This is a genomic window from Enterobacter vonholyi (assembly GCF_040834095.1).
Classification (GTDB): Bacteria; Pseudomonadota; Gammaproteobacteria; order Enterobacterales; family Enterobacteriaceae; genus Enterobacter; species Enterobacter vonholyi.
Genome location: NZ_CP162152.1, coordinates 3,913,674 through 3,934,928, shown reverse-complemented (window position 1 = coordinate 3,934,928; position 21,255 = coordinate 3,913,674). Strand labels below are relative to the sequence as shown.

Annotated in this window: 24 protein-coding genes and 2 tRNA genes; 19 read left to right on the top strand and 7 right to left on the bottom strand. The window is 53.5% G+C overall.

What is annotated here, in order from left to right; all coding sequences use genetic code 11:
- The first annotated feature begins 4 nt into the window (after positions 1-4).
- From mlaE to murA, 6 genes are all read left to right on the top strand, one after another.
- Positions 5-787 carry a lipid asymmetry maintenance ABC transporter permease subunit MlaE gene (mlaE, locus tag AB3N39_RS18455; protein ID WP_115876354.1) on the top strand — a complete coding sequence of 261 codons (783 nt, stop codon included), beginning with the start codon at positions 5-7 and terminating at the stop codon, positions 785-787.
- 4 nt (positions 788-791) lie between these two features.
- On the top strand, positions 792-1,340 hold the full coding sequence (mlaD, locus tag AB3N39_RS18450; protein WP_367896940.1) for an outer membrane lipid asymmetry maintenance protein MlaD: 549 nt from the start codon (positions 792-794) through the stop codon (positions 1,338-1,340).
- 18 nt (positions 1,341-1,358) lie between these two features.
- Positions 1,359-1,994: a phospholipid-binding protein MlaC gene (gene mlaC / locus AB3N39_RS18445; protein WP_133295209.1), complete on the top strand. Its 636-nt coding sequence runs from the start codon at positions 1,359-1,361 to the stop codon at positions 1,992-1,994.
- On the top strand, positions 1,994-2,287 hold the full coding sequence (gene mlaB, locus AB3N39_RS18440) for a lipid asymmetry maintenance protein MlaB (RefSeq protein WP_133295208.1): 294 nt from the start codon (positions 1,994-1,996) through the stop codon (positions 2,285-2,287). The genes mlaC and mlaB overlap by 1 nt, the downstream gene beginning before the upstream one ends.
- Positions 2,288-2,413: 126 nt before the next feature.
- Complete coding sequence (ibaG, locus tag AB3N39_RS18435; protein ID WP_008501458.1) at positions 2,414-2,668, top strand: BolA family iron metabolism protein IbaG; 255 nt, start codon at positions 2,414-2,416, stop codon at positions 2,666-2,668.
- A gap of 50 nt (positions 2,669-2,718) precedes the next feature.
- On the top strand, positions 2,719-3,978 hold the full coding sequence (gene murA, locus AB3N39_RS18430) for a UDP-N-acetylglucosamine 1-carboxyvinyltransferase (RefSeq protein ID WP_115876352.1): 1,260 nt from the start codon (positions 2,719-2,721) through the stop codon (positions 3,976-3,978).
- Positions 3,979-4,039: 61 nt separating this feature from the next.
- Here murA and sfsB read toward each other — a convergent pair whose 3' ends face one another.
- Both sfsB and ispB read right to left on the bottom strand, forming a co-directional pair.
- On the bottom strand, positions 4,040-4,327 hold the full coding sequence (gene sfsB, locus AB3N39_RS18425; protein ID WP_111964968.1) for a DNA-binding transcriptional regulator SfsB: 288 nt from the start codon (positions 4,325-4,327) through the stop codon (positions 4,040-4,042).
- A 229-nt stretch (positions 4,328-4,556) separates the two neighbouring features.
- Positions 4,557-5,528, bottom strand: coding sequence for an octaprenyl diphosphate synthase (gene ispB / locus AB3N39_RS18420; protein ID WP_136195031.1), 972 nt, complete (start codon positions 5,526-5,528; stop codon positions 4,557-4,559).
- Positions 5,529-5,785: 257 nt separating this feature from the next.
- Here ispB and rplU point away from each other — a divergent pair, with 257 nt between their 5' ends.
- From rplU to cgtA, 4 genes are all read left to right on the top strand, one after another.
- The gene (gene rplU, locus AB3N39_RS18415; RefSeq protein ID WP_003025032.1) at positions 5,786-6,097 is read left to right on the top strand and encodes a 50S ribosomal protein L21; all 312 of its coding nucleotides are present in this window, start codon (positions 5,786-5,788) and stop codon (positions 6,095-6,097) included.
- Positions 6,098-6,116: 19 nt separating this feature from the next.
- The gene (rpmA, locus tag AB3N39_RS18410) at positions 6,117-6,374 is read left to right on the top strand and encodes a 50S ribosomal protein L27 (RefSeq protein WP_004385076.1); all 258 of its coding nucleotides are present in this window, start codon (positions 6,117-6,119) and stop codon (positions 6,372-6,374) included.
- Between the two features lie 96 nt (positions 6,375-6,470).
- A complete protein-coding gene (locus AB3N39_RS18405) occupies positions 6,471-7,436 on the top strand; it encodes a DMT family transporter (protein ID WP_111964967.1) in 966 nt (321 codons plus the stop codon).
- A 15-nt stretch (positions 7,437-7,451) separates the two neighbouring features.
- Positions 7,452-8,627, top strand: coding sequence for an Obg family GTPase CgtA (cgtA, locus tag AB3N39_RS18400; protein ID WP_115876351.1), 1,176 nt, complete (start codon positions 7,452-7,454; stop codon positions 8,625-8,627).
- Between the two features lie 33 nt (positions 8,628-8,660).
- Here cgtA and pmrB read toward each other — a convergent pair whose 3' ends face one another.
- Genes pmrB through dacB form a run of 3 tightly spaced genes read right to left on the bottom strand, consistent with a single transcriptional unit; the run spans position 8,661 to position 11,799 of the window.
- The gene (gene pmrB / locus AB3N39_RS18395) at positions 8,661-9,704 is read right to left on the bottom strand and encodes a two-component system sensor histidine kinase PmrB (protein ID WP_133295207.1); all 1,044 of its coding nucleotides are present in this window, start codon (positions 9,702-9,704) and stop codon (positions 8,661-8,663) included.
- Positions 9,701-10,363, bottom strand: coding sequence for a two-component system response regulator PmrA (pmrA, locus tag AB3N39_RS18390; protein ID WP_115876349.1), 663 nt, complete (start codon positions 10,361-10,363; stop codon positions 9,701-9,703). Before pmrA ends, pmrB begins: the two co-directional genes overlap by 4 nt.
- A gap of 2 nt (positions 10,364-10,365) precedes the next feature.
- A complete protein-coding gene (gene dacB, locus AB3N39_RS18385; protein ID WP_133295206.1) occupies positions 10,366-11,799 on the bottom strand; it encodes a serine-type D-Ala-D-Ala carboxypeptidase in 1,434 nt (477 codons plus the stop codon).
- Between the two features lie 228 nt (positions 11,800-12,027).
- On the opposite strand from dacB, the gene greA reads away from it, so the two are divergent.
- The gene (gene greA, locus AB3N39_RS18380) at positions 12,028-12,504 is read left to right on the top strand and encodes a transcription elongation factor GreA (protein WP_014171793.1); all 477 of its coding nucleotides are present in this window, start codon (positions 12,028-12,030) and stop codon (positions 12,502-12,504) included.
- Positions 12,505-12,655: 151 nt separating this feature from the next.
- Here the strand turns inward: greA and yhbY are convergent, their stop codons facing one another.
- Positions 12,656-12,949: a ribosome assembly RNA-binding protein YhbY gene (gene yhbY / locus AB3N39_RS18375; protein WP_003861814.1), complete on the bottom strand. Its 294-nt coding sequence runs from the start codon at positions 12,947-12,949 to the stop codon at positions 12,656-12,658.
- 127 nt (positions 12,950-13,076) lie between these two features.
- Between yhbY and rlmE the strand changes: the two genes are divergently transcribed.
- From rlmE to AB3N39_RS18345, 6 genes are all read left to right on the top strand, one after another.
- The gene (rlmE, locus tag AB3N39_RS18370) at positions 13,077-13,703 is read left to right on the top strand and encodes a 23S rRNA (uridine(2552)-2'-O)-methyltransferase RlmE (protein ID WP_003861812.1); all 627 of its coding nucleotides are present in this window, start codon (positions 13,077-13,079) and stop codon (positions 13,701-13,703) included.
- 102 nt (positions 13,704-13,805) lie between these two features.
- On the top strand, positions 13,806-15,740 hold the full coding sequence (ftsH, locus tag AB3N39_RS18365; protein WP_029739626.1) for an ATP-dependent zinc metalloprotease FtsH: 1,935 nt from the start codon (positions 13,806-13,808) through the stop codon (positions 15,738-15,740).
- Positions 15,741-15,838: 98 nt separating this feature from the next.
- Positions 15,839-16,687 carry a dihydropteroate synthase gene (gene folP / locus AB3N39_RS18360; protein WP_133295205.1) on the top strand — a complete coding sequence of 283 codons (849 nt, stop codon included), beginning with the start codon at positions 15,839-15,841 and terminating at the stop codon, positions 16,685-16,687.
- Entirely contained in the window at positions 16,680-18,017 is a 1,338-nt protein-coding gene (gene glmM, locus AB3N39_RS18355; protein WP_023309339.1) for a phosphoglucosamine mutase, read from the top strand. Before folP ends, glmM begins: the two co-directional genes overlap by 8 nt.
- Positions 18,018-18,240: 223 nt before the next feature.
- Complete coding sequence (gene secG / locus AB3N39_RS18350) at positions 18,241-18,573, top strand: preprotein translocase subunit SecG (protein WP_316942769.1); 333 nt, start codon at positions 18,241-18,243, stop codon at positions 18,571-18,573.
- 9 nt (positions 18,574-18,582) lie between these two features.
- A tRNA-Leu gene (locus AB3N39_RS18345) sits at positions 18,583-18,669 on the top strand.
- 188 nt (positions 18,670-18,857) lie between these two features.
- On the opposite strand, the gene argG is transcribed toward AB3N39_RS18345, so the two are convergent.
- On the bottom strand, positions 18,858-20,204 hold the full coding sequence (argG, locus tag AB3N39_RS18340; RefSeq protein WP_023294661.1) for an argininosuccinate synthase: 1,347 nt from the start codon (positions 20,202-20,204) through the stop codon (positions 18,858-18,860).
- 287 nt (positions 20,205-20,491) lie between these two features.
- On the opposite strand from argG, the gene AB3N39_RS18335 reads away from it, so the two are divergent.
- Positions 20,492-20,568 (top strand) — tRNA-Met (locus AB3N39_RS18335).
- 207 nt (positions 20,569-20,775) lie between these two features.
- On the top strand, positions 20,776-21,228 hold the full coding sequence (gene rimP, locus AB3N39_RS18330) for a ribosome maturation factor RimP (RefSeq protein WP_014833432.1): 453 nt from the start codon (positions 20,776-20,778) through the stop codon (positions 21,226-21,228).
- Positions 21,229-21,255: the final 27 nt, after the last annotated feature.

The following is a 21,255-nucleotide window of genomic DNA, read 5'->3' as shown; positions in this document are numbered from 1 at the left end:
ACTCATGCTGTTAAATGCGTTGGCCGCTCTCGGACACCGTGGCATAAAAACCATCAGGACGTTCGGGCGTGCCGGATTGATGTTATTCAACGCCCTGGTTGGCAGGCCGGAATTCCGTAAGCACGCGCCGCTATTGGTGCGCCAGCTTTATAATGTCGGAGTGCTGTCGATGCTCATCATCATTGTCTCCGGTCTGTTTATCGGTATGGTGCTTGGGCTGCAGGGCTATCTTGTTCTGACAACCTACAGTGCGGAAACTAGCCTCGGGATGCTGGTGGCGCTCTCGCTGCTGCGCGAGCTGGGGCCCGTTGTGGCGGCGCTGCTTTTCGCCGGGCGCGCGGGGTCGGCATTAACAGCTGAAATTGGCCTGATGCGCGCGACCGAGCAGCTTTCCAGCATGGAGATGATGGCGGTCGATCCGCTGCGTCGCGTGATCTCGCCGCGTTTCTGGGCTGGGGTGATCTCTTTACCGTTACTGACTATTCTGTTTGTCGCCGTGGGTATCTGGGGCGGCTCGCTGGTTGGCGTGCACTGGAAAGGCATCGATGCCGGTTTCTTCTGGTCCGCGATGCAGGACGCCATTGACCTGCGAATGGATCTGGTTAACTGCCTGATTAAAAGCGTGGTATTTGCCATTACGGTCACCTGGATTGCATTGTTCAATGGTTACGATGCCATCCCGACGTCGGCGGGCATTAGCCGCGCAACTACACGTACAGTCGTTCATTCGTCGCTGGCCGTACTGGGTCTGGATTTTGTGCTCACCGCACTGATGTTTGGGAATTGAGTTCATGCAAACGAGAAAAAATGAAATTTGGGTCGGTGTATTCCTGCTGCTGGCGCTGCTAGCCGCACTGTTTATCTGCCTGAGAGCGGCGGATATCACGTCTGTGCGCACAGAACCGACGTATCGCATCTATGCCACCTTCGATAACATCGGCGGGCTGAAGGTGCGTTCACCGGTCCGTATCGGCGGCGTGGTGATCGGGCGCGTATCCGACATTACGCTGGATGAGAAGACCTATCTGCCTCGCGTCGCGATGGATATCGAAGAGCGTTACAACCACATTCCGGACACCAGCTCCCTGTCTATCCGGACTTCCGGTCTGCTGGGCGAACAATATCTGGCGCTTAACGTTGGCTTTGAAGATCCCGAGCTGGGAACGACTATCCTTAAAGACGGTAGCGTCATTCAGGATACGAAATCCGCGATGGTGCTGGAGGATATGATTGGTCAGTTCCTTTACAACAGTAAAGGAGATGACAAAAAATCTGACGCTGCCCCTGCGCAGAGCGAAGACCATACCAATGCCGCGCCGACCCCAGGTGCTGCGAATTAATATCAGGAGAAGTCATTCATGTTTAAACGACTGTTAATGGTTGCCATGCTGGTCATCGCCCCTCTCACCGCGGTGCACGCGGCGGATCAGAGTAACCCGTACAAACTGATGGACGAAGCGGCGAAGAAGACATTCGACCGTCTTAAAAACGAACAGCCTAAGATTCGTTCTAATCCTGATTACCTGCGTGACGTGGTTGACCAGGAGCTGCTGCCGTACGTGCAGATCAAATATGCGGGTGCGCTGGTGCTGGGCCGCTATTACAAAGACGCGACTCCTGCGCAGCGTGAGGCCTACTTTGCCGCGTTCCGTGAATACCTGAAACAGGCCTATGGCCAGGCGCTGGCGATGTACCACGGTCAGACCTATCAGATTGCGCCCGAGCAGCCGCTGGGCGATGCGACCATCGTCCCTATCCGTGTGACGATCAACGATCCTAACGGTCGTCCGCCGGTTCGTCTGGATTTCCAGTGGCGTAAAAACAGCCAGACCGGTCACTGGCAGGCGTATGACATGATCGCCGAAGGCGTAAGCATGATCACCACCAAACAGAACGAATGGAGCGATCTGCTGCGCACCAAAGGCATTGATGGCCTGACCGCTCAGCTGCAGTCCATTGCTCGTCAGAAAATCACGCTGGACGAGAAGAAGTAATGTCACAGCAACTCAGCTGGTCGCGTGAAGGCGAGACGTTAAAGCTGTCCGGTGAACTGGATCAGGATCTGCTGAACCCACTGTGGGACAAACGCCATGAAGTGATGCAGGGCGTGACGCTTATCGACTTAACCGAGGTCACGCGGGTGGATACGGCCGGGGTTGCGCTGCTTACCCATCTGATTGCTGTAGGGAAAAAGCTGGGGGCTAGCGTCACGCTTCGCGGCGCGAGCGAGAATGTCGTGACCCTTGCTCAGCTCTACAATCTTCCTCAGGACGTATTGCCTCGTTAATATTTTCAGTGCGTTACTTCCGAAAGCCCTGACAGTTTCATCGTCAGGGCTTTTTGCTTGTTTAAGACAACGCCACTTTGCTCTAAGATGTTGGGCTTGTTTTCACTATCAGATGATTAAGAACCCATGGAAAATCATGAAATCCAGACAGTGCTGATGAATGCACTCTCCCTTCAGGAAGCCCACGTCACTGGCGATGGCAGTCACTTCCAGGTTATTGCTGTGGGTGAGATGTTCGACGGTATGAGCCGCGTGAAGAAACAGCAGGCTGTGTACGCGCCGCTGATGGAATATATTGCGGATAACCGCATCCACGCCCTGTCGATTAAAGCGTTCACCCCGCAAGAGTGGGCACGCGATCGCAAACTAAACGGTTTTTGAGCTGAGGGCGACAGGCCCGCAGCACGGTTGAATTTATAAGAGAGCACACAATGGATAAATTTCGTGTACAGGGGCCAACGCGTCTCCAGGGCGAAGTCACAATTTCTGGCGCGAAAAACGCCGCGCTGCCAATCCTCTTTGCTGCGCTGCTGGCTGAAGAGCCGGTAGAAATTCAGAACGTACCGAAGCTGAAAGATATCGACACCACCATGAAGCTGCTCACCCAGCTGGGCACGAAAGTTGAGCGTAACGGTTCCGTCTGGATCGACGCCAGCAAGGTGAACAACTTCTCAGCACCTTACGATCTGGTGAAAACCATGCGTGCATCCATCTGGGCGCTTGGCCCGCTGGTGGCGCGTTTTGGTCAGGGTCAGGTTTCTCTGCCGGGCGGTTGCGCCATCGGTGCGCGTCCGGTTGACCTGCACATCTTTGGTCTGGAAAAACTGGGCGCAGAGATCAAGCTGGAAGAAGGTTACGTTAAAGCGTCCGTTAATGGTCGTCTGAAAGGCGCGCACATTGTCATGGACAAAGTGAGCGTGGGCGCAACGGTCACCATTATGTCTGCGGCGACGCTGGCAGAAGGCACCACCATCATCGAAAACGCCGCGCGTGAACCGGAGATTGTGGATACCGCCAACTTCCTCGTGGCGCTGGGTGCGAAGATCTCCGGCCAGGGTACCGACCGTATCACCATCGAAGGCGTTGAGCGTCTGGGCGGTGGTGTCTATCGCGTTCTGCCTGACCGTATCGAAACCGGTACATTCCTGGTCGCAGCGGCGATTTCTGGCGGTAAGATTGTTTGTCGCAACGCGCAGCCAGATACCCTGGATGCGGTGCTGGCGAAACTGCGCGATGCGGGTGCGGATATTGAAGTCGGTGAAGACTGGATCAGCCTCGATATGCATGGCCAGCGTCCAAAAGCAGTCAATGTGCGTACGGCGCCACACCCGGCTTTCCCAACTGACATGCAGGCGCAGTTCACCCTGCTGAACCTGGTCGCCGAGGGTACTGGCTTCATCACAGAAACCATTTTCGAGAACCGCTTTATGCACGTACCGGAGCTGATCCGTATGGGTGCACGTGCTGAGATCGAAAGTAATACCGTGATTTGCCATGGCGTTGAGACGCTGTCCGGCGCTCAGGTGATGGCAACCGATCTGCGTGCGTCTGCAAGCCTGGTGCTGGCGGGTTGTATCGCGGAAGGTACAACGATTGTGGATCGTATCTATCACATCGATCGTGGCTATGAGCGTATCGAAGATAAACTGCGCGCGCTGGGTGCCAACATCGAGCGTGTGAAGGGCGAGTAATCGTTCCGGCAGCCCCCTGCCAGAAATGACCGGGGGGTTGCTGTTCCTGTCAAAAAACGCGTTATTCCTGCGGTTCTCTTTTTACTCTTCTCTGGCGAATCATGCGCGATCTGTCGATAAATTCATGGGTAATGGGATCGTGGTAGCGTGAAGGCCAAATCACCCACGGATGCGTATCCAGCGCCGTTGCGATAATTAATTCTCCTTTGGGCCAGGGGCGGGTGAGGGCGTTTGCCAGAGTTGAAGAACTCAGTCCATGGCGGCGGGACTCTGCTGCCAGTGAAGTGCCTTTTTTGCGCAGTGCGGCAATAATATCAGCCGTGTGCCAGTCGATAAATTTCGTATCCATAACGCCGTCCTTAAGTTCGGATTCACCTACGCCGTTTCTTCTGAAACGACGGGGTTTACTATACCCATTTCAACTTCTTGTTCTAAAAAGTTCGCGTTACTTGATGGGATATTCAGAATAAGACACGGCTTTATTCATGCGGTCTCTAAACCGATGAATTTACATGAACACGGAATTTACAGGCGTGTACAGGAACTCCCCGCTATCGCTGCGGGGAGATACAAGGGGATTAACGGTCGCGCTGGACGGCGATGTGGGCAAGACCAATCAGTGCCTCGCGCCACGGACTGTCTGGAATAACCTGAAGCGCTTCGATGGCTTTGTCGGCTTCTTCTTCCGCACGCTGACGCGTCCATTCCAGCGATCCGCAGATAGCCATGGTTTCCAGTACAGGTTCCAGAAGATGGCGACCATTTCCCTGCTCAATCGCTTCGCGGATCATTTTCGACTGGTCGGCTGTTCCGTTCCGCATTGCATGCAGCAGCGGCAGGGTCGGTTTGCCTTCGTTCAGGTCATCGCCCACGTTTTTGCCGAGCGTCTCGCCGTCCGCACTGTAGTCCAGTAAATCATCGATCAGCTGGAATGCCGTACCCAGATAGCGGCCATAGTCCTGCAGGCCCTTTTCCTGTGCTTCGGTACAGTCAGCCAGAATGCCGGAACACTGGGCCGCCGCTTCAAACAGGCGCGCGGTTTTGCTGTAGATGACGCGCATGTAGTTTTCTTCGGTGATGTCAGGGTCGTTCACGTTCATAAGCTGCAGCACTTCACCTTCAGCAATGACGTTTACGGCTTCGGACATTACTTCCAGCACTTTAAGGGAGCCCAGACTGGTCATCATCTGGAAGGCGCGGGTATAAATAAAATCCCCCACCAGGACGCTGGCTGCGTTCCCGAAAGCGGCGTTTGCCGTGGCTTTGCCACGACGCATATCCGATTCATCCACCACATCGTCATGCAGAAGCGTCGCCGTGTGGATAAATTCGATGAGCGCTGCGATAGTAATGTGGGCATTTCCCTGATAGCCAACGGCTCTGGCAGCCAGAATGGCAATCATCGGACGAATGCGTTTACCGCCGCCGCTGACGATGTAATAACCCAACTGATTGATCAGTTGAACGTCAGAGTTGAGTTGCTCCAGGATTGCTGCATTCACACCCGCCATATCTTGCGCGGTTAACTCGTTGATTTTTTCTAAATTCATCGCAAAAGCCGGGCTTTTTATCCTGTTGATCCCATCTTCAATGGGGTAACGAAGGGTTTCGGTTTATCAATAGTAGTGCTGATTGTACTGAAAAAACGGCTCAGATAAACGTTACCGTACGTGTTGTGTTTTTTTTCTTCATGTATTGACGGTAGCACTTGTCAAAGGCTCGCGTTTTGCGTAATATTCGCGCCCTATTGTGAATATTTATAGCGCACTCTGATTCATACGAGGACGTGCGCGGAAGCGGAGTTTATATGTACGCGGTTTTCCAAAGTGGTGGTAAACAACACCGAGTAAGCGAAGGTCAGACCGTTCGCCTGGAAAAGCTGGACATCGCAACTGGCGAATCTGTTGAGTTCGCTGAAGTTCTGATGATCGCAAACGGTGAAGAAGTCAAAATCGGCGTTCCTTTCGTTGATGGCGGCGTTATCAAAGCTGAAGTTGTTGCACACGGTCGTGGCGAGAAAGTTAAAATCGTTAAGTTTCGTCGTCGTAAGCACTACCGTAAGCAGCAGGGCCACCGTCAGTGGTTCACTGATGTGAAAATTACTGGCATCAGCGCCTAAGACCTGAGGAGAGATTTAAATGGCACATAAAAAGGCTGGCGGCTCCACACGTAACGGTCGCGATTCAGAAGCTAAACGCCTGGGCGTTAAGCGTTTCGGTGGCGAATCCGTTCTGGCGGGTAGCATCATCGTTCGTCAACGTGGTACCAAATTCCACGCTGGCAACAACGTAGGTTGCGGTCGTGACCACACTCTGTTTGCTAAGGCAGACGGTAAAGTGAAATTTGAAGTTAAAGGCCCGAACAACCGTAAATACATCAGCATCGTTGCTGAGTAAGGTTTTCTCGGTCCGGTAACGGATTAAAGCCCCGCAACCTGTTGCGGGGCTTTTTACATTGGAAACCCGGTAATTTTTTCTGTAGGGAAAACGGGCATGAAGCAGCAGGCCGGCATTGGTATTCTTTTGGCGCTCACTACCGCAATGTGCTGGGGTGCGCTGCCAATTGCAATGAAGCAGGTACTGGAAGTGATGGAGCCGCCTACGGTGGTTTTTTATCGCTTTCTGATGGCAAGCATCGGCCTCGGGGCTATTCTGGCTATAAAAGGTAAGCTTCCACCCTTGCGGCTCTTCCGTAAACCGCGCTGGCTGGTATTGCTGGCTATCGCGACGGGCGGTCTGTTCGGTAACTTCATCCTGTTCAGCTCTTCCCTGCAATATCTCAGCCCCACGGCGTCGCAGGTGATAGGTCAGCTTTCACCGGTTGGCATGATGATCGCCAGCGTCTTTATCCTCAAGGAAAAGATGCGTGGTACGCAGATTATCGGGGCGAGCATGCTGCTATGCGGTCTGGTGATGTTCTTCAACACCAGTCTGATTGAGATTTTCACTCGCCTGACGGATTACACATGGGGTGTAATTTTCGGTGTGGGGGCAGCAACGGTCTGGGTGAGCTATGGCGTCGCACAAAAGGTGTTATTGCGTCGTCTTGCCTCACAGCAGATCCTCTTTTTGCTGTACACTTTGTGTACAATAGCGTTGCTGCCATTAGCAAAGCCGGGAGTGATTTCTCAGCTTAGCGACTGGCAACTGGCGTGCCTCATTTTTTGTGGGCTGAACACGCTGGTCGGCTATGGCGCGCTGGCCGAAGCGATGGCGCGCTGGCAGGCAGCACAGGTGAGCGCGTTAATTACGCTTACTCCGCTGTTTACGCTGTTATTTTCAGATTTGTTATCAATGGCCTGGCCCGATGTCTTCGTCAGACCGATGCTCAACCTGTTGGGTTATCTCGGTGCGTTTGTCGTGGTTGCGGGCGCGATGTATTCCGCCATTGGTCATCGTCTTTGGGGACGTTGGCGCAAAAATGAAGCGGTTGTAGTAGTCCCCCGCTCAGGCGAATGAGTTACGGAGAGTAAAATGAAGTTTGTTGATGAAGCGACGATCCTGGTCGTGGCTGGTGATGGCGGCAACGGTTGCGTGAGCTTCCGCCGTGAAAAGTATATCCCACGTGGCGGTCCTGACGGCGGCGACGGCGGGGATGGTGGTGACGTGTGGCTGGAGGCGGATGAGAACCTCAACACGCTGATCGACTACCGTTTCGAAAAATCCTTCCGCGCTGAACGTGGCCAAAACGGCCAGAGCCGTGACTGTACCGGGAAACGCGGTAAAGACGTCACCATTAAAGTTCCGGTCGGTACGCGCGTGATTGACCAGGGGACCGGTGAAACCATGGGTGACATGACCAAACACGGTCAGCGCCTGATGGTGGCGAAAGGCGGCTGGCACGGTCTGGGTAACAGCCGTTTCAAATCTTCCGTTAACCGTACGCCGCGTCAGAAAACGATGGGTACGCCGGGCGATAAGCGCGACCTGCAGCTGGAGCTGATGCTTCTGGCTGACGTGGGCATGCTGGGTATGCCAAACGCCGGTAAATCGACGTTCATTCGCGCCGTCTCTGCGGCCAAGCCAAAAGTGGCAGACTATCCGTTTACCACGCTGGTACCAAGCCTGGGTGTTGTCCGTATGGATAACGAGAAGAGCTTCGTGGTTGCCGATATCCCGGGTCTGATTGAAGGCGCCGCGGAAGGGGCCGGTCTGGGGATTCGCTTCCTGAAGCACCTTGAGCGCTGCCGCGTACTGCTGCACCTTATCGATATCGATCCTATCGACGGTTCCGATCCGGTTGAAAACGCCCGTATCATCGTGGGCGAGCTGGAAAAATACAGCGAAAAACTGGCGAATAAACCACGCTGGCTGGTCTTCAACAAGATCGACCTGATGGACAAAACCGAAGCGGAAGCAAAAGCGAAAGCCATTGCTGAAGCGATGGGTTGGGAAGATAAGTACTACCTGATCTCTGCGGCAAGCCAGGTTGGCGTGAAAGATCTATGCTGGGATGTGATGACATTCATCATTGAGAACCCAATTGTTCAGGCGGAAGAAGTCAAACAGCCTGAAAAAGTCGAATTCATGTGGGATGACTACCACCGTCAGCAGCTCGAAGAGCTGGAAGCGGAAGAAGACGATGAAGACTGGGACGATGACTGGGATGAAGACGACGAAGAAGGCGTCGAGTTCATCTACAAGCACTAATATCTGTTCAAAGCCCCCATTATGGGGGCTTTTTTATTGAAGCGTTGTGGGCAGCCAGCAGCTGGCGATTAAACCGCCTTCAGCGCCATTTTCAAGGGTCAGCCTGCCGTGGTGTAGCTGGACGATGCGCTGCACGATACTCAGGCCCAGACCGCTCCCTCCGTAGCGCTGGTCAAGACGGCGGAATGGCTCGGTGATTGACACTCGGTGCGCTTCATCAATCCCTGGACCCTGATCGATAACGCTGATCTGCGTCCCCCCGTCGACCTCGGTTAATGTCACTATAATCGTTGTCCCCGGCGGGCTGTAGCGCCCTGCATTCTCCAGCAGGTTGCGCAGCATCAGGCGCAGGAGCACGGCATCTCCCTGAACCGTGAGCGCGCTTTTAGCGGGCCAAATCACCGTATGCTCTTTGGCTTCATGCCCCAGGCCGAGAGGTTCAATGATATTTTCCGTCCAGTTCACGGTTTCGTAGTGCCCGCTCGCCATTGCCTGTCCGGCACGGGCCAGCATTAGCAGCTGTTCGACGGTATGCATGAGCTGATCGATACGGCTAATTAACGTCGCGGCCTGTGGCGCGCCTGACTGCGCCATGAGCTCAAGATGGAGCCGGATGCCGGCCAGAGGCGTTCTCAGCTCGTGTGCGGCGTCTGCGGTGAAGAGACGCTCCTGCTGAATGGTGCTATCCAGTCGTGCCAATAGCTGGTTCAGGGAGGTCGTCACCGCGCCAATTTCTTCCATGTCGGAATACATAGGAAGCGGGGTTAAGTTATCGGCCGAACGGTTAGCGAGACTGTCGCGGAGTTTATTCAGCGGTCGGGTTATCCAGGTGACAGCCCAGAAGGAGAAGAGCAGGGTAAAGCCGACCATCACCAGGGAAGGAACCAGCAGCGAGGCAATCGCTTCACGGATCTCTTTCTCAACGTGATTATTGCGCGCTTTTGCTGACAGCGTTTCGTTGACCAGAAAACCAATCTGTTCACGGCTTTCATGCCATAGCCAGATAACGCTTATCAGCTGGAAAAACAGGAGAATCACCGCCAGCAGCACCATCAAACGCCGACGCATGCTGTTCATTTCTGGCTCTCCAGACGATAGCCGACGCCGCGAACGGTTTTGATCCTGTCTTTGCCGAGTTTACGCCGCAGGTTATGGATGTGGACCTCAAGGGTATTTGAGCCGGGATCGTCCTGCCAGGAGTAAATATCCTGCTGGAGCGTTTCTCTGTGTACCGTTTGCCCGCTCCGCATGATCAGACGCGTAAGCAAGGCGAACTCTTTTGGCGTCACCTCTACGGCCTGATCCTGGCGCAGCACCTGCTGGGTTTGCAGATTCAGCGTAATATCGCCGTCGGTCAGTAAGTTATCACTATGGCCCTGATAGCGGCGAATCAACGCTCGCACCCGAGCCTGCAGCTCCGCGAGCGCAAAAGGCTTCACCAGGTAATCATCAGCGCCTGCATCGAGGCCAGCGATACGGTCTTCAAGGGCATCTCGTGCCGTCAGGATCAATACCGGGTTGGCGATGCCGCGACGTCGCCACTGGCCGAGCAGCGTGGCGCCGTCTTTATCAGGCAAGCCCAAATCGAGGATCACCAGACTGTATTCGCCGCTCTGAATCAGAGAGTCCGCCTCCGCTGCGGTGCCAGCACAGTCGAGGGCGTACCCTTCATTGGCCAGACCTAGCGCCAGCCCCTCCTGCAATAACAGATCGTCTTCAACTATGAGTAGTTTCATCGCTAGTTATTCTGATAGATGTCCTTATAAAGCCTGCTTTCGAAGCGAACAAGCGGAATACGACGATTGCGCTGGTCGGTCGGTTCGACGGCATAGCCGGAAAGATACTGCACGAATGCCATGCGTTGTCCGCTGGCGGTAGTGATGAAGCCTGCAAGGTTGTAAACCCCCTGCAGTGAGCCTGTTTTCGCGGAGACTTTACCATCCACACCGGCAGCGTGAAGCCCGGCACGGTACTGCAGAGAACCGTCATGCCCGGCCAGCGGCAGCATTGAAATAAAGTTTAGCTCAGTGTCGTGCTGTGCAATGTACTGAAGCACCTGCATCATCGTGGCCGGAGAGATCAAATTATGACGCGATAGTCCGGAGCCATCCACGGCGATGGTATTACCCAGATCGATCCCGGCCTGCTGGCGCAGGATCTGCCGAACCGCGTCTGAACCCGCGCGCCAGGTTCCCGGCACGCCGAAACGCGCGTGACCAATCATGCGAAACACCGTATCGGCAATCATGTTGTCCGACTTTTTCAGCATGATTCGCAGTAAATCGTGCAGCGGAGGAGACTGTTTGCTGGCGATGACCGTGCCGGGCTGGTTGACCTGTGTCTGACGAAGCAGCGTGCCGGTATAAGTTATGCCCGCTTGCTTCAGTTCATCTTTCAGAATGGCACCCGCATAGCTTGCCCCATCCTGTACCGCAAAGGCCAGGGGCAGTGGATCGGCGCGCTGCGTCAGGCAGCCGGTAAGGGTGAAGCGGTTAAGATCGCCAGGCACGACGTCCAGCTCACAATATTGCGCATCCGGGGAACCTTTCGCCAGCGTGCGAACCTGGCTAAACATGGTGACCGGGTAGTAGGATGCTATGCGGATAAATGCTAAATCATCTGGCTTTGGCGCGCTGTAAAGTGAAACCGAGAAGCAGTTACGATCAACAATCGCGGCGGCGGGTGGGGCGCTAAAGCACTGGGTCATGTCGTTCCACGGCCAGCCAGGGGCTTTATCGTGGCTGGCAAAGATGGACGTGTCAATCAGCACATTGCCATCAATTTTCTGCACGCCAGATTTTTTCAGTACCGCAACCATATTGCGGATATCCTGGCGCTTAAAGGTCGGATCGCCGCCAAAACGGGCGATAAGATCGCCTTTCAGTTCGCCACCCTCGACGTTACCTTTGGTCTCGAGTGTGGTTGTAAAACGGAAGTCAGGACCGAGCTGGAGCAAGGCGGCGAGGGCAGTGATCACCTTTTGGGTACTGGCAGGCAGCGCCATCTGTTGACTGTGATAGTCAATCTCGGGAGCCTGTGCGCCAACCTTCTGCACCATCAGGGCAAGGTTCGCGCCTGCGGGGAGCTGATTAATGTACTCATCAACATTCGCGGCCTGGGCAGTGAACGTTAAACTGGTAGTCAATCCGATGATAAATCTGGAAAATCGCATAATCTCGCGCTAACAACCCGAAAACAAACCGTCATACTACGGTGCATAGCACTGCAAAGTAAACGATGACCCATAGTGAACTTCGCGGTAAAATGCATATCAAATTGAAAAATTGCTGCTGACCTGGGGCATTGCTCCCGGGTCGGTTTTCTTTTTGCTTCTTGCCCGCTTAGGTGGGCAGGAGCAGGGAACACTGCTCCCAACAGGAATGTTTAAGAGGTATAACAAATGCAAGCTATTCCGATGACCTTACGTGGTGCCGAAAAACTGCGCGAAGAGCTGGATTTCCTGAAATCCGTGCGTCGTCCTGAAATCATCGCCGCTATCGCGGATGCGCGCGAGCATGGCGACCTGAAAGAGAACGCTGAATACCACGCCGCGCGTGAGCAGCAGGGCTTCTGTGAAGGGCGTATTAAAGATATCGAAGCAAAACTGTCCAATGCACAGGTTATCGATATCACCAAAATGCCTAACAACGGGCGTGTGATCTTTGGTTCAACTGTGACCGTGCTGAACCTGGACAACGACGAAGAGCAGACCTATCGCATCGTGGGTGATGATGAAGCAGACTTCAAACAGAACCTGATTTCAGTGAACTCTCCGATTGCTCGCGGCCTGATTGGCAAAGAGCAGGACGATGTTGTCACCATCCGCACTCCTGGCGGTGAAGTGGAATACGAAATTATTAAGGTTGAATACCTGTAATTCGCTTCTCTACTAAGATGTTGATACATTGTAAAGAAAAGAAAAAGGCCGCGTAGCGGCCTTTTATCAACTCAAGGAGCATGGCATTTTGCTCGCCTGCTGACAGAAATCCCTCGTTTCACACAGAAAATGTGTTTAATTCAGGATATCCTTAGCGTGGCAGCGAGATTTTACGCTCTTTAGATGGGCGGTAGAGCACCAGCGTTTTACCGATGACCTGTACATTACAGGCGCCGGTTTCGCGCACGATGGCTTCCACGATCAGGTTTTTAGTGTCTCTGTCTTCAGAGGCGATTTTCACCTTGATCAGCTCGTGGTGTTCCAGCGCTTGTTCAATCTCGGCAAGCACCCCTTCGGTCAAACCATTGTTGCCAAGCATCACTACAGGCTTGAGCGGATGTGCCAGACCTTTAAGGTGCTGTTTTTGTTTAGTACTCAGATTCATCGTATATTTTTGCTTACGTTGGGATTGAAAACGGTTCATTCTACCGCCATCTCCCTTATATCGCCAAATAGCTGCGTAGAAATTTACGTCACAGGCAGGTAACGATGAACCAGGACGGAAATGTTAAATGACAGGTAAAAAGCGTTCTGCCAGCTCCAGCCGCTGGCTTCAGGAACACTTTAGCGATAAATATGTTCAACAGGCACAGAAAAAGGGGTTGCGTTCCCGTGCCTGGTTTAAACTTGATGAAATACAGCAAAGTGACAAACTTTTTAAGCCGGGGATGACGGTTGTAGACCTCGGTGCGGCACCTGGCGGATGGTCCCAGTATGCGGTAACGCAGATCGGCGGAACGGGCCGAATCATCGCGTGCGATCTTTTACCAATGGATCCCATCGTCGGTGTCGACTTCCTTCAGGGCGACTTTCGTGATGAATTAGTGCTGAAAGCGTTACTTGATCGTGTAGGTGACAGTAAGGTCCAGGTTGTCATGTCAGATATGGCACCAAATATGTGCGGAACACCGGCGGTGGATATCCCCCGCGCCATGTATCTGGTGGAGCTAGCGTTAGAAATGTGTCGTGATGTACTAGCGCCTGGTGGTAGTTTTGTTGTGAAGGTGTTTCAGGGCGAAGGTTTCGAGGAGTATCTTAAGGAAATTCGCTCCCTGTTTGCGAAGGTTAAAGTTCGTAAGCCGGACTCTTCCCGGGCCCGTTCCCGAGAAGTGTATATTGTAGCGACCGGGCGAAAATGATAACCGGTAGATTTCATGCGAAAGTTTGAATGAAACTGGATATAGAGTATCCTGACGCTGTTTTTAACACAGTTGTAATATGAGGTTAATCCCTTGAGTGACATGGCGAAAAACCTAATACTCTGGCTGGTCATTGCCGTTGTGCTGATGTCAGTATTCCAGAGCTTTGGGCCCAGCGAGTCGAATGGCCGCAAGGTGGATTATTCTACCTTCCTGCAGGAGGTCAATCAGGACCAGGTTCGCGAAGCGCGTATCAACGGACGTGAGATCAACGTTACCAAGAAAGATAGTAACCGTTACACGACTTACATCCCGGTGAACGATCCTAAGCTGCTTGATAACCTTCTGACCAAAAACGTCAAGGTGGTAGGTGAGCCGCCAGAAGAACCAAGCCTGCTGGCTTCTATCTTCATTTCCTGGTTCCCGATGCTGCTTCTTATCGGCGTCTGGATCTTCTTTATGCGCCAGATGCAGGGCGGCGGTGGCAAAGGTGCCATGTCGTTCGGTAAGAGCAAGGCACGTATGCTAACGGAAGACCAGATCAAGACCACGTTCGCTGACGTCGCCGGTTGTGACGAAGCGAAAGAAGAGGTCGGTGAACTGGTTGAATACCTGCGTGAACCGAGCCGTTTCCAGAAGCTGGGCGGTAAGATCCCGAAAGGGGTGCTGATGGTTGGCCCTCCGGGTACCGGTAAAACCCTGCTGGCGAAAGCCATCGCGGGTGAAGCGAAGGTGCCGTTCTTTACTATTTCAGGTTCTGACTTCGTAGAAATGTTCGTGGGTGTCGGTGCATCTCGTGTGCGTGACATGTTCGAGCAGGCCAAGAAGGCAGCACCGTGCATTATCTTCATCGATGAAATCGACGCCGTAGGCCGCCAGCGTGGCGCAGGTCTGGGCGGTGGTCACGATGAACGTGAACAGACGCTGAACCAGATGCTGGTTGAGATGGACGGCTTCGAAGGTAACGAAGGTATCATCGTTATCGCGGCGACTAACCGTCCGGACGTACTTGACCCTGCGCTGCTGCGTCCAGGCCGTTTCGACCGTCAGGTTGTTGTGGGTCTGCCGGACGTTCGCGGTCGTGAACAGATTCTGAAAGTTCACATGCGTCGCGTGCCGCTGGCGCCAGATATCGATGCGGCAATCATTGCGCGCGGTACCCCGGGCTTCTCCGGTGCGGATCTGGCTAACCTGGTCAACGAAGCTGCTCTGTTTGCCGCTCGCGGTAACAAGCGCGTCGTATCGATGGTTGAGTTCGAGAAAGCGAAAGACAAAATCATGATGGGTGCGGAACGTCGCTCCATGGTGATGACGGAAGCGCAGAAAGAGTCCACGGCATACCACGAAGCGGGTCATGCGATTATTGGTCGCCTCGTGCCGGAACACGATCCGGTGCATAAAGTGACGATTATTCCGCGCGGTCGTGCGCTGGGTGTGACCTTCTTCCTGCCTGAAGGCGATGCGATCAGCGCCAGCCGTCAGAAACTGGAAAGCCAGATTTCTACCCTCTACGGTGGTCGCCTGGCAGAAGAGATTATCTACGGTGTGGAACATGTTTCTACCGGTGCGTCCAACGACATTAAAGTGGCGACAAACCTGGCGCGTAACATGGTGACTCAGTGGGGCTTCTCCGACAAACTCGGTCCGCTGCTGTATGCAGAAGAAGAGGGCGAAGTATTCCTGGGCCGTTCTGTGGCTAAAGCGAAACATATGTCCGATGAGACGGCACGTATCATCGACCAGGAAGTAAAATCTCTGGTAGAGCGTAACTATGCGCGTGCACGCCAGATCCTGACCGACAATATGGACATCCTGCATTCGATGAAAGATGCGCTCATGAAATATGAGACCATCGATGCACCGCAGATTGACGACCTGATGGCGCGCCGTGAAGTGCGTCCGCCAGCAGGCTGGGAAGACCCAGGCGCTTCCAATAATTCTGACAACAATGGCACCCCGCGTGCGCCGCGTCCGGTTGATGAACCGCGTACGCCAAACCCGGGCAACACTATGTCAGAACAGTTGGGCGATAAGTAAGCCACTGCTGTTGAAGCGTTTGTCTGTACCTCAAACCCTGGAGCTTGCTCCGGGGTTTTTCATTTCTGTTTAACGATATAGATACCAGGGATTTCGCCATGAAATTATTCGCTCAGGACTCGCATCTCGATCTTTCACATCCCCACGTGATGGGGATCCTGAATGTTACCCCTGACTCCTTCTCTGACGGCGGTGCGCATAACACGCTTATCGAGGCGGTTAAGCACGCGAATTTAATGATTAATGCGGGTGCCACCATCATTGACGTTGGCGGCGAATCGACGCGTCCAGGCGCGGCGGACGTGTCTGTGGAAGAAGAGCTGGCGCGCGTGGTGCCGGTCGTTGAAGCAATCGCACAGCGGTTTGAAGTGTGGATCTCCGTTGACACCTCCAAACCGGAGGTGATCCGTGAAGTGGCGAGAGTAGGCGCTCACATTATCAATGATATCCGTTCACTTACCGAACCGGGGGCGATTGAGGCGGCTGCGGAAACGGGGCTGCCGGTTTGCCTGATGCATATGCAGGGCCAACCAAAAACTATGCAGGACGCGCCGAAGTATGACGATGTCTTTGCCGACGTAAATCGCTTCTTTATTGAGCATATCGAACGTTGTGAACGTGCCGGTATCCCAAAAGAGAAATTGCTGCTCGACCCGGGGTTCGGTTTCGGTAAAAATCTCTCACACAACTATGCGCTGCTTGCGCGCTTATCGGAATTCCATCATTTTGACCTGCCGTTACTGGTAGGGATGTCAAGAAAGTCGATGATTGGGCAGTTGCTGAACGTGGGGCCGGGCGAACGCCTGAGCGGCAGTCTGGCCTGCGCGGTGATTGCGGCGATGCAGGGCGCGCACATTATTCGTGTCCATGACGTCAAAGAAACAGTAGAAGCCATGCGTGTGGTGGAAGCCACACTGGCAGCGAAGGAAAACAAACGCTATGAGTAATCGTAAATATTTTGGTACCGACGGTATCCGTGGGCGCGTAGGCGATGCTCCCATCACCCCTGATTTTGTCCTGAAGCTCGGCTGGGCTGCTGGTAAAGTGCTTGCGCGTCATGGCTCACGTAAAATTATCATCGGTAAAGACACCCGTATTTCGGGCTATATGCTGGAGTCCGCCCTGGAAGCGGGTCTGGCGGCTGCGGGACTGTCCGCCTCCTTTACGGGCCCAATGCCAACGCCTGCAGTCGCGTATCTGACGCGCACCTTCCGTGCGGAAGCGGGGATTGTCATTTCAGCTTCTCACAACCCGTTCTACGACAACGGCATTAAATTCTTCTCCATTGATGGCACCAAGCTGCCTGATGACGTGGAAGAAGCTATTGAAGCTGAGATGGAAAAAGAGATCACCTGTGTTGATTCCGCAGAGCTGGGTAAAGCGAACCGTATCGTCGATGCGGCGGGTCGCTATATCGAATTCTGTAAAGGTACCTTCCCGAATGAGCTGAGCCTGGCTCATCTGAAAATTGTGGTGGACTGTGCGAATGGCGCGACCTATCACATCGCCCCAAATGTCTTCCGCGAACTGGGTGCGAAAGTAATCACCATTGGCTGCGAGCCGGATGGTCTGAACATTAATGAGCAGGTGGGGGCAACTGACGTTCGTGCCCTGCAGGCGCGCGTGCTGGCCGAAAAAGCCGATCTGGGTATTGCGCTGGACGGCGACGGTGACCGCGTGATCATGGTTGATCACGAAGGTAACAAGGTCGATGGCGACCAGATCCTCTACATTATTGCGCGTGAAGGTCTGCGTCAGGGTCAGCTGCGCGGCGGTGCGGTCGGGACGCTGATGAGTAACATGGGCCTGGAACTGGCGCTGAAACAGCTCGGTATTCCGTTCGTTCGCGCAAAAGTGGGTGACCGCTATGTGTTGGAAAAATTGCAGGAGAAGGGCTGGCGTATCGGCGCTGAGAATTCAGGTCACGTGATCCTGCTCGACAAAACCACCACCGGTGACGGTATTGTGGCCGCGCTGCAGGTGGTTGCCGCTATGGCGCGCAACCATATGAGCCTGCACGACCTTTGCAGCGGCATGAAAATGTTCCCACAGATCCTGGTAAACGTACGCTTTACTGCCGGTAAAGGCGATCCGCTGGAAAATGAGAACGTCAAAGCGGTGATGGCTGACGTTGAAGCGGCCCTTGGCAATCGTGGACGCGTGCTGCTGCGTAAATCCGGCACTGAACCGCTGATCCGCGTGATGGTGGAAGGTGAAGACGAAGCGCAGGTAACCGAATTCGCGCACCGTATTGCGGATGCTGTAAAAGCTGCATAATCTTGCACGCTAAATGTTTAAAAAGGCGGCGTTTGCCGCCTTTGTTTTAAGCAATTAATGGCTTTTTGCTGTTTTTTTCCGCAGTTGATACAATGCGTCGAAAATGCCCTTGCGAAGGTGATTCGCTTTGGTTAGTATTCACACCCGCTTCAGTGGGAAACAGAAATCCTGCTAATTGGTCGAAGCATTGGTATGCGGCAAATCCGCAAGGAACAGGTTGATTATGTACGAAGCTCTTTTAGTTGTTTTCCTTATTGTAGCCATCGCTCTCGTAGCGCTGATTATGCTGCAGCAAGGTAAAGGCGCTGATATGGGAGCCTCCTTCGGAGCAGGCGCTTCCGGTACGCTGTTCGGTTCAAGTGGTTCTGCGAACTTCATGACCCGCACTACGGCGATTCTGGCTACGCTGTTCTTCATCATCAGCCTGGTGCTTGGCAATATCAACAGCAACAAGAGCAGCAAAGGAAGCGAGTGGGAAAATCTGAGCGCGCCAGCGAAAACTGAGCAGACTCAGCCAGCTGCACCGGCTAAGCCAACCAGCGATATCCCGCACTAAGTATTCTGTACCGAGGTGGTGGAATTGGTAGACACGCTACCTTGAGGTGGTAGTGCCCTAACGGGCTTGTGGGTTCGAGTCCCATCCTCGGTACCAATATTCCAGAAAAAAGACGTCGAAAGACGTCTTTTTTTTTCGTCTGCATATTCTGAGGTGTGGTTTTGTAGGCCCGGTAAGCGCAGCGCCACCGGGCAAAATGGCGGGTGGCGCTGCGCTTACCCGCCCTACGAAAGTCCAAATAAAAAAGGCGTCCCCAGGACGCCTTTTGCATGCTACATCAGCGATTACTTCTTATCGCTATGCTCCAGGTTTTCAACCTGAGGCAGGCCGTTACCGGAATTCGCGGAGAGCAGGCCATTCTCAACATAGTTGAACAGCTTCTCGCGGGTATCGGTAATGTCCAGATTACGCATGGTCAGCTGACCAATACGATCGTCCGGTGAGAACACGGATTCACCTTTCTCCATGGTCAGACGCTCTGCTTTATAGGTCAGGTTGTCAGACACCGTATTCAGAATGGAGTAGTCGTTACCGCGACGCAGTTCCAGGGTCACCTCACCGGTGATCGCGCTTGCCACCCAACGCTGCAGGGCATCACGCAGCATCAGTGCCTGAGGATCGAACCAGCGGCCCTGATACAGCAGTTTACCCAGCTGACGGCCATGAGAGTGATACTGCTCAATGGTGTCTTCGTTGTGAATACCAGTCAGCAGACGCTCGTAAGCAATATGCAGCAGCGCCATTCCCGGGGCTTCATAGATGCCACGGCTTTTCGCTTCGATGATACGGTTTTCAATCTGATCGCTCATGCCCAGGCCGTGACGACCACCAATACGGTTAGCTTCCAGCATCAGCTCAACGTCATCAGAGAAGGTTTTGCCGTTCAGCGCAACCGGATGACCACGTTCGAAACGCACGGTCACTTCTTCTGCCGGGATCTTCACGTTCTCATCCCAGAACTTCACGCCCATGATTGGGTTAACGATCTTCACGCTAGAGTTCAGGAATTCCAGGTCTTTCGCTTCGTGCGTCGCACCCAGCATGTTGGAGTCGGTGGAGTAGGCTTTCTCGACGGACATCTTATAGTCAAAGCCGCAGGCGATCATAAACTCGGACATCTCATGACGACCACCCAGCTCGTCGATGAAGTCGGTATCCAGCCACGGTTTGTAGATCTGCAGTTCGGCGTTGGTCAGCAGGCCATAACGATAGAAACGTTCGATATCGTTTCCTTTATAGGTGCTGCCATCACCCCAGATGTTGACGCCGTCTTCTTTCATCGCCGCAACCAGCATGGTACCGGTCACCGCACGGCCCAGCGGAGTGGTGTTGAAATAGGTCAGGCCGCCGGTGGTGTTATGGAATGCACCACACTGAATAGCCGCGATACCTTCCGCGACCAGTTGCTTACGGCAGTCAATCAGGCGCGCGTTCTCTGCACCATACTCTTTCGCGCGACGAGGAATAGCATCATAGTCGTCCTCATCCGGCTGACCCAGGTTCGCAGTATAAGCATACGGAACCGCTCCCTTCTGGCGCATCCACAGCAGTGCAGCGCTGGTATCCAGGCCACCTGAGAAAGCGATGCCAATACGTTGTCCTACCGGAAGATGCTTGAGAATCGTCGTCATAGAATAAAACCCTGCTTGATTGACTGATTAGAGACCGCTTTCGCTCTCTTGTGCATTTTTATGCAAAATAAGTGAGTATTCATTTAATCATCTTTTGGCGAAGACCGGAAGAGACTCGTGCGTTTTTTGTAAAAATTTTGGTCTGATCGATCTGGCGGAAGTCGCCTTGACAGGTGGGGTCAACTATCAATATACTAAACGCCGATTTTACGTCCCGTCTTCGGTACCAAATCCCAGCATTATTTGCAAATTCTGTCCAAAACGCGTAGAATTTGCCACGTTTCAGGCGCGGGGTGGAGCAGCCTGGTAGCTCGTCGGGCTCATAACCCGAAGGTCGTCGGTTCAAATCCGGCCCCCGCAACCACTTTCCCATAAAGTTCTTTTTCAAATATACTGTGAAGACTTAGAGCCTTCGTAGCTGGATTTGAAAAAATTCTTTCGGAGAGTGCTCCAGGCCACAGTTGTGGCTACAGGGTTCAGTTATCTAAAGCCCCGATTTATCGGGGTTTTTTGTTATCTGACTACAGAATAACTGGGCTTTACGCCCTTTTTTTATGTCTTGGGGGTGGGCTTGTCCACATTAGAGCAAAAATTAACAGAGATGATTACTGCACCGGTCGAAGCACTGGGCTACGAACTGGTCGGCATCGAATTCGTTCGCGGCCGTACATCGACGCTGCGCATCTATATTGATAGTGAAGATGGCATCAATGTTGATGATTGTGCTGATGTCAGCCACCAGGTGAGTGCGGTTCTTGATGTTGAAGACCCAATTACCGTTGCGTACAACCTGGAAGTTTCCTCACCTGGCCTCGATCGCCCGATGTTCACGGCCGAGCACTATGTGCGCTTTACCGGTGAAGAAGTGGCTCTCGTTCTGCGTATGGCCGTACAGAACCGCCGTAAATGGCAGGGAATTATCAAAGCCGTTGATGGTGAAATGATCACGGTGACAGTCGAAGGCAAAGATGAAGTGTTCGCGCTGAGTAATATCCAGAAGGCGAACCTGGTTCCCCACTTTTAACAGTCTGGATTGAGGTGAAAAGCCCGC

What these genes read in the sequence shown, in the direction of transcription:
- rpmA (WP_004385076.1), top strand. Translation starts at nt 6,117, where the DNA reads ATGGCACATAAAAAGGCTGGCGGCTCCACACGTAACGGTCGCGATTCA.
- mlaB (WP_133295208.1), top strand. Translation starts at nt 1,994, where the DNA reads ATGTCACAGCAACTCAGCTGGTCGCGTGAAGGCGAGACGTTAAAGCTG.
- pmrA (WP_115876349.1), bottom strand. Translation starts at nt 10,363, where the DNA reads ATGAAACTACTCATAGTTGAAGACGATCTGTTATTGCAGGAGGGGCTG.
- mlaD (WP_367896940.1), top strand. Translation starts at nt 792, where the DNA reads ATGCAAACGAGAAAAAATGAAATTTGGGTCGGTGTATTCCTGCTGCTG.
- ftsH (WP_029739626.1), top strand. Translation starts at nt 13,806, where the DNA reads ATGGCGAAAAACCTAATACTCTGGCTGGTCATTGCCGTTGTGCTGATG.
- ibaG (WP_008501458.1), top strand. Translation starts at nt 2,414, where the DNA reads ATGGAAAATCATGAAATCCAGACAGTGCTGATGAATGCACTCTCCCTT.
- argG (WP_023294661.1), bottom strand. Translation starts at nt 20,204, where the DNA reads ATGACGACGATTCTCAAGCATCTTCCGGTAGGACAACGTATTGGCATC.
- glmM (WP_023309339.1), top strand. Translation starts at nt 16,680, where the DNA reads ATGAGTAATCGTAAATATTTTGGTACCGACGGTATCCGTGGGCGCGTA.
- mlaC (WP_133295209.1), top strand. Translation starts at nt 1,359, where the DNA reads ATGTTTAAACGACTGTTAATGGTTGCCATGCTGGTCATCGCCCCTCTC.
- cgtA (WP_115876351.1), top strand. Translation starts at nt 7,452, where the DNA reads ATGAAGTTTGTTGATGAAGCGACGATCCTGGTCGTGGCTGGTGATGGC.
- ispB (WP_136195031.1), bottom strand. Translation starts at nt 5,528, where the DNA reads ATGAATTTAGAAAAAATCAACGAGTTAACCGCGCAAGATATGGCGGGT.
- greA (WP_014171793.1), top strand. Translation starts at nt 12,028, where the DNA reads ATGCAAGCTATTCCGATGACCTTACGTGGTGCCGAAAAACTGCGCGAA.
- AB3N39_RS18405 (WP_111964967.1), top strand. Translation starts at nt 6,471, where the DNA reads ATGAAGCAGCAGGCCGGCATTGGTATTCTTTTGGCGCTCACTACCGCA.
- murA (WP_115876352.1), top strand. Translation starts at nt 2,719, where the DNA reads ATGGATAAATTTCGTGTACAGGGGCCAACGCGTCTCCAGGGCGAAGTC.
- folP (WP_133295205.1), top strand. Translation starts at nt 15,839, where the DNA reads ATGAAATTATTCGCTCAGGACTCGCATCTCGATCTTTCACATCCCCAC.
- pmrB (WP_133295207.1), bottom strand. Translation starts at nt 9,704, where the DNA reads ATGAACAGCATGCGTCGGCGTTTGATGGTGCTGCTGGCGGTGATTCTC.
- secG (WP_316942769.1), top strand. Translation starts at nt 18,241, where the DNA reads ATGTACGAAGCTCTTTTAGTTGTTTTCCTTATTGTAGCCATCGCTCTC.
- yhbY (WP_003861814.1), bottom strand. Translation starts at nt 12,949, where the DNA reads ATGAATCTGAGTACTAAACAAAAACAGCACCTTAAAGGTCTGGCACAT.
- sfsB (WP_111964968.1), bottom strand. Translation starts at nt 4,327, where the DNA reads ATGGATACGAAATTTATCGACTGGCACACGGCTGATATTATTGCCGCA.
- rplU (WP_003025032.1), top strand. Translation starts at nt 5,786, where the DNA reads ATGTACGCGGTTTTCCAAAGTGGTGGTAAACAACACCGAGTAAGCGAA.
- rlmE (WP_003861812.1), top strand. Translation starts at nt 13,077, where the DNA reads ATGACAGGTAAAAAGCGTTCTGCCAGCTCCAGCCGCTGGCTTCAGGAA.
- mlaE (WP_115876354.1), top strand. Translation starts at nt 5, where the DNA reads ATGCTGTTAAATGCGTTGGCCGCTCTCGGACACCGTGGCATAAAAACC.
- dacB (WP_133295206.1), bottom strand. Translation starts at nt 11,799, where the DNA reads ATGCGATTTTCCAGATTTATCATCGGATTGACTACCAGTTTAACGTTC.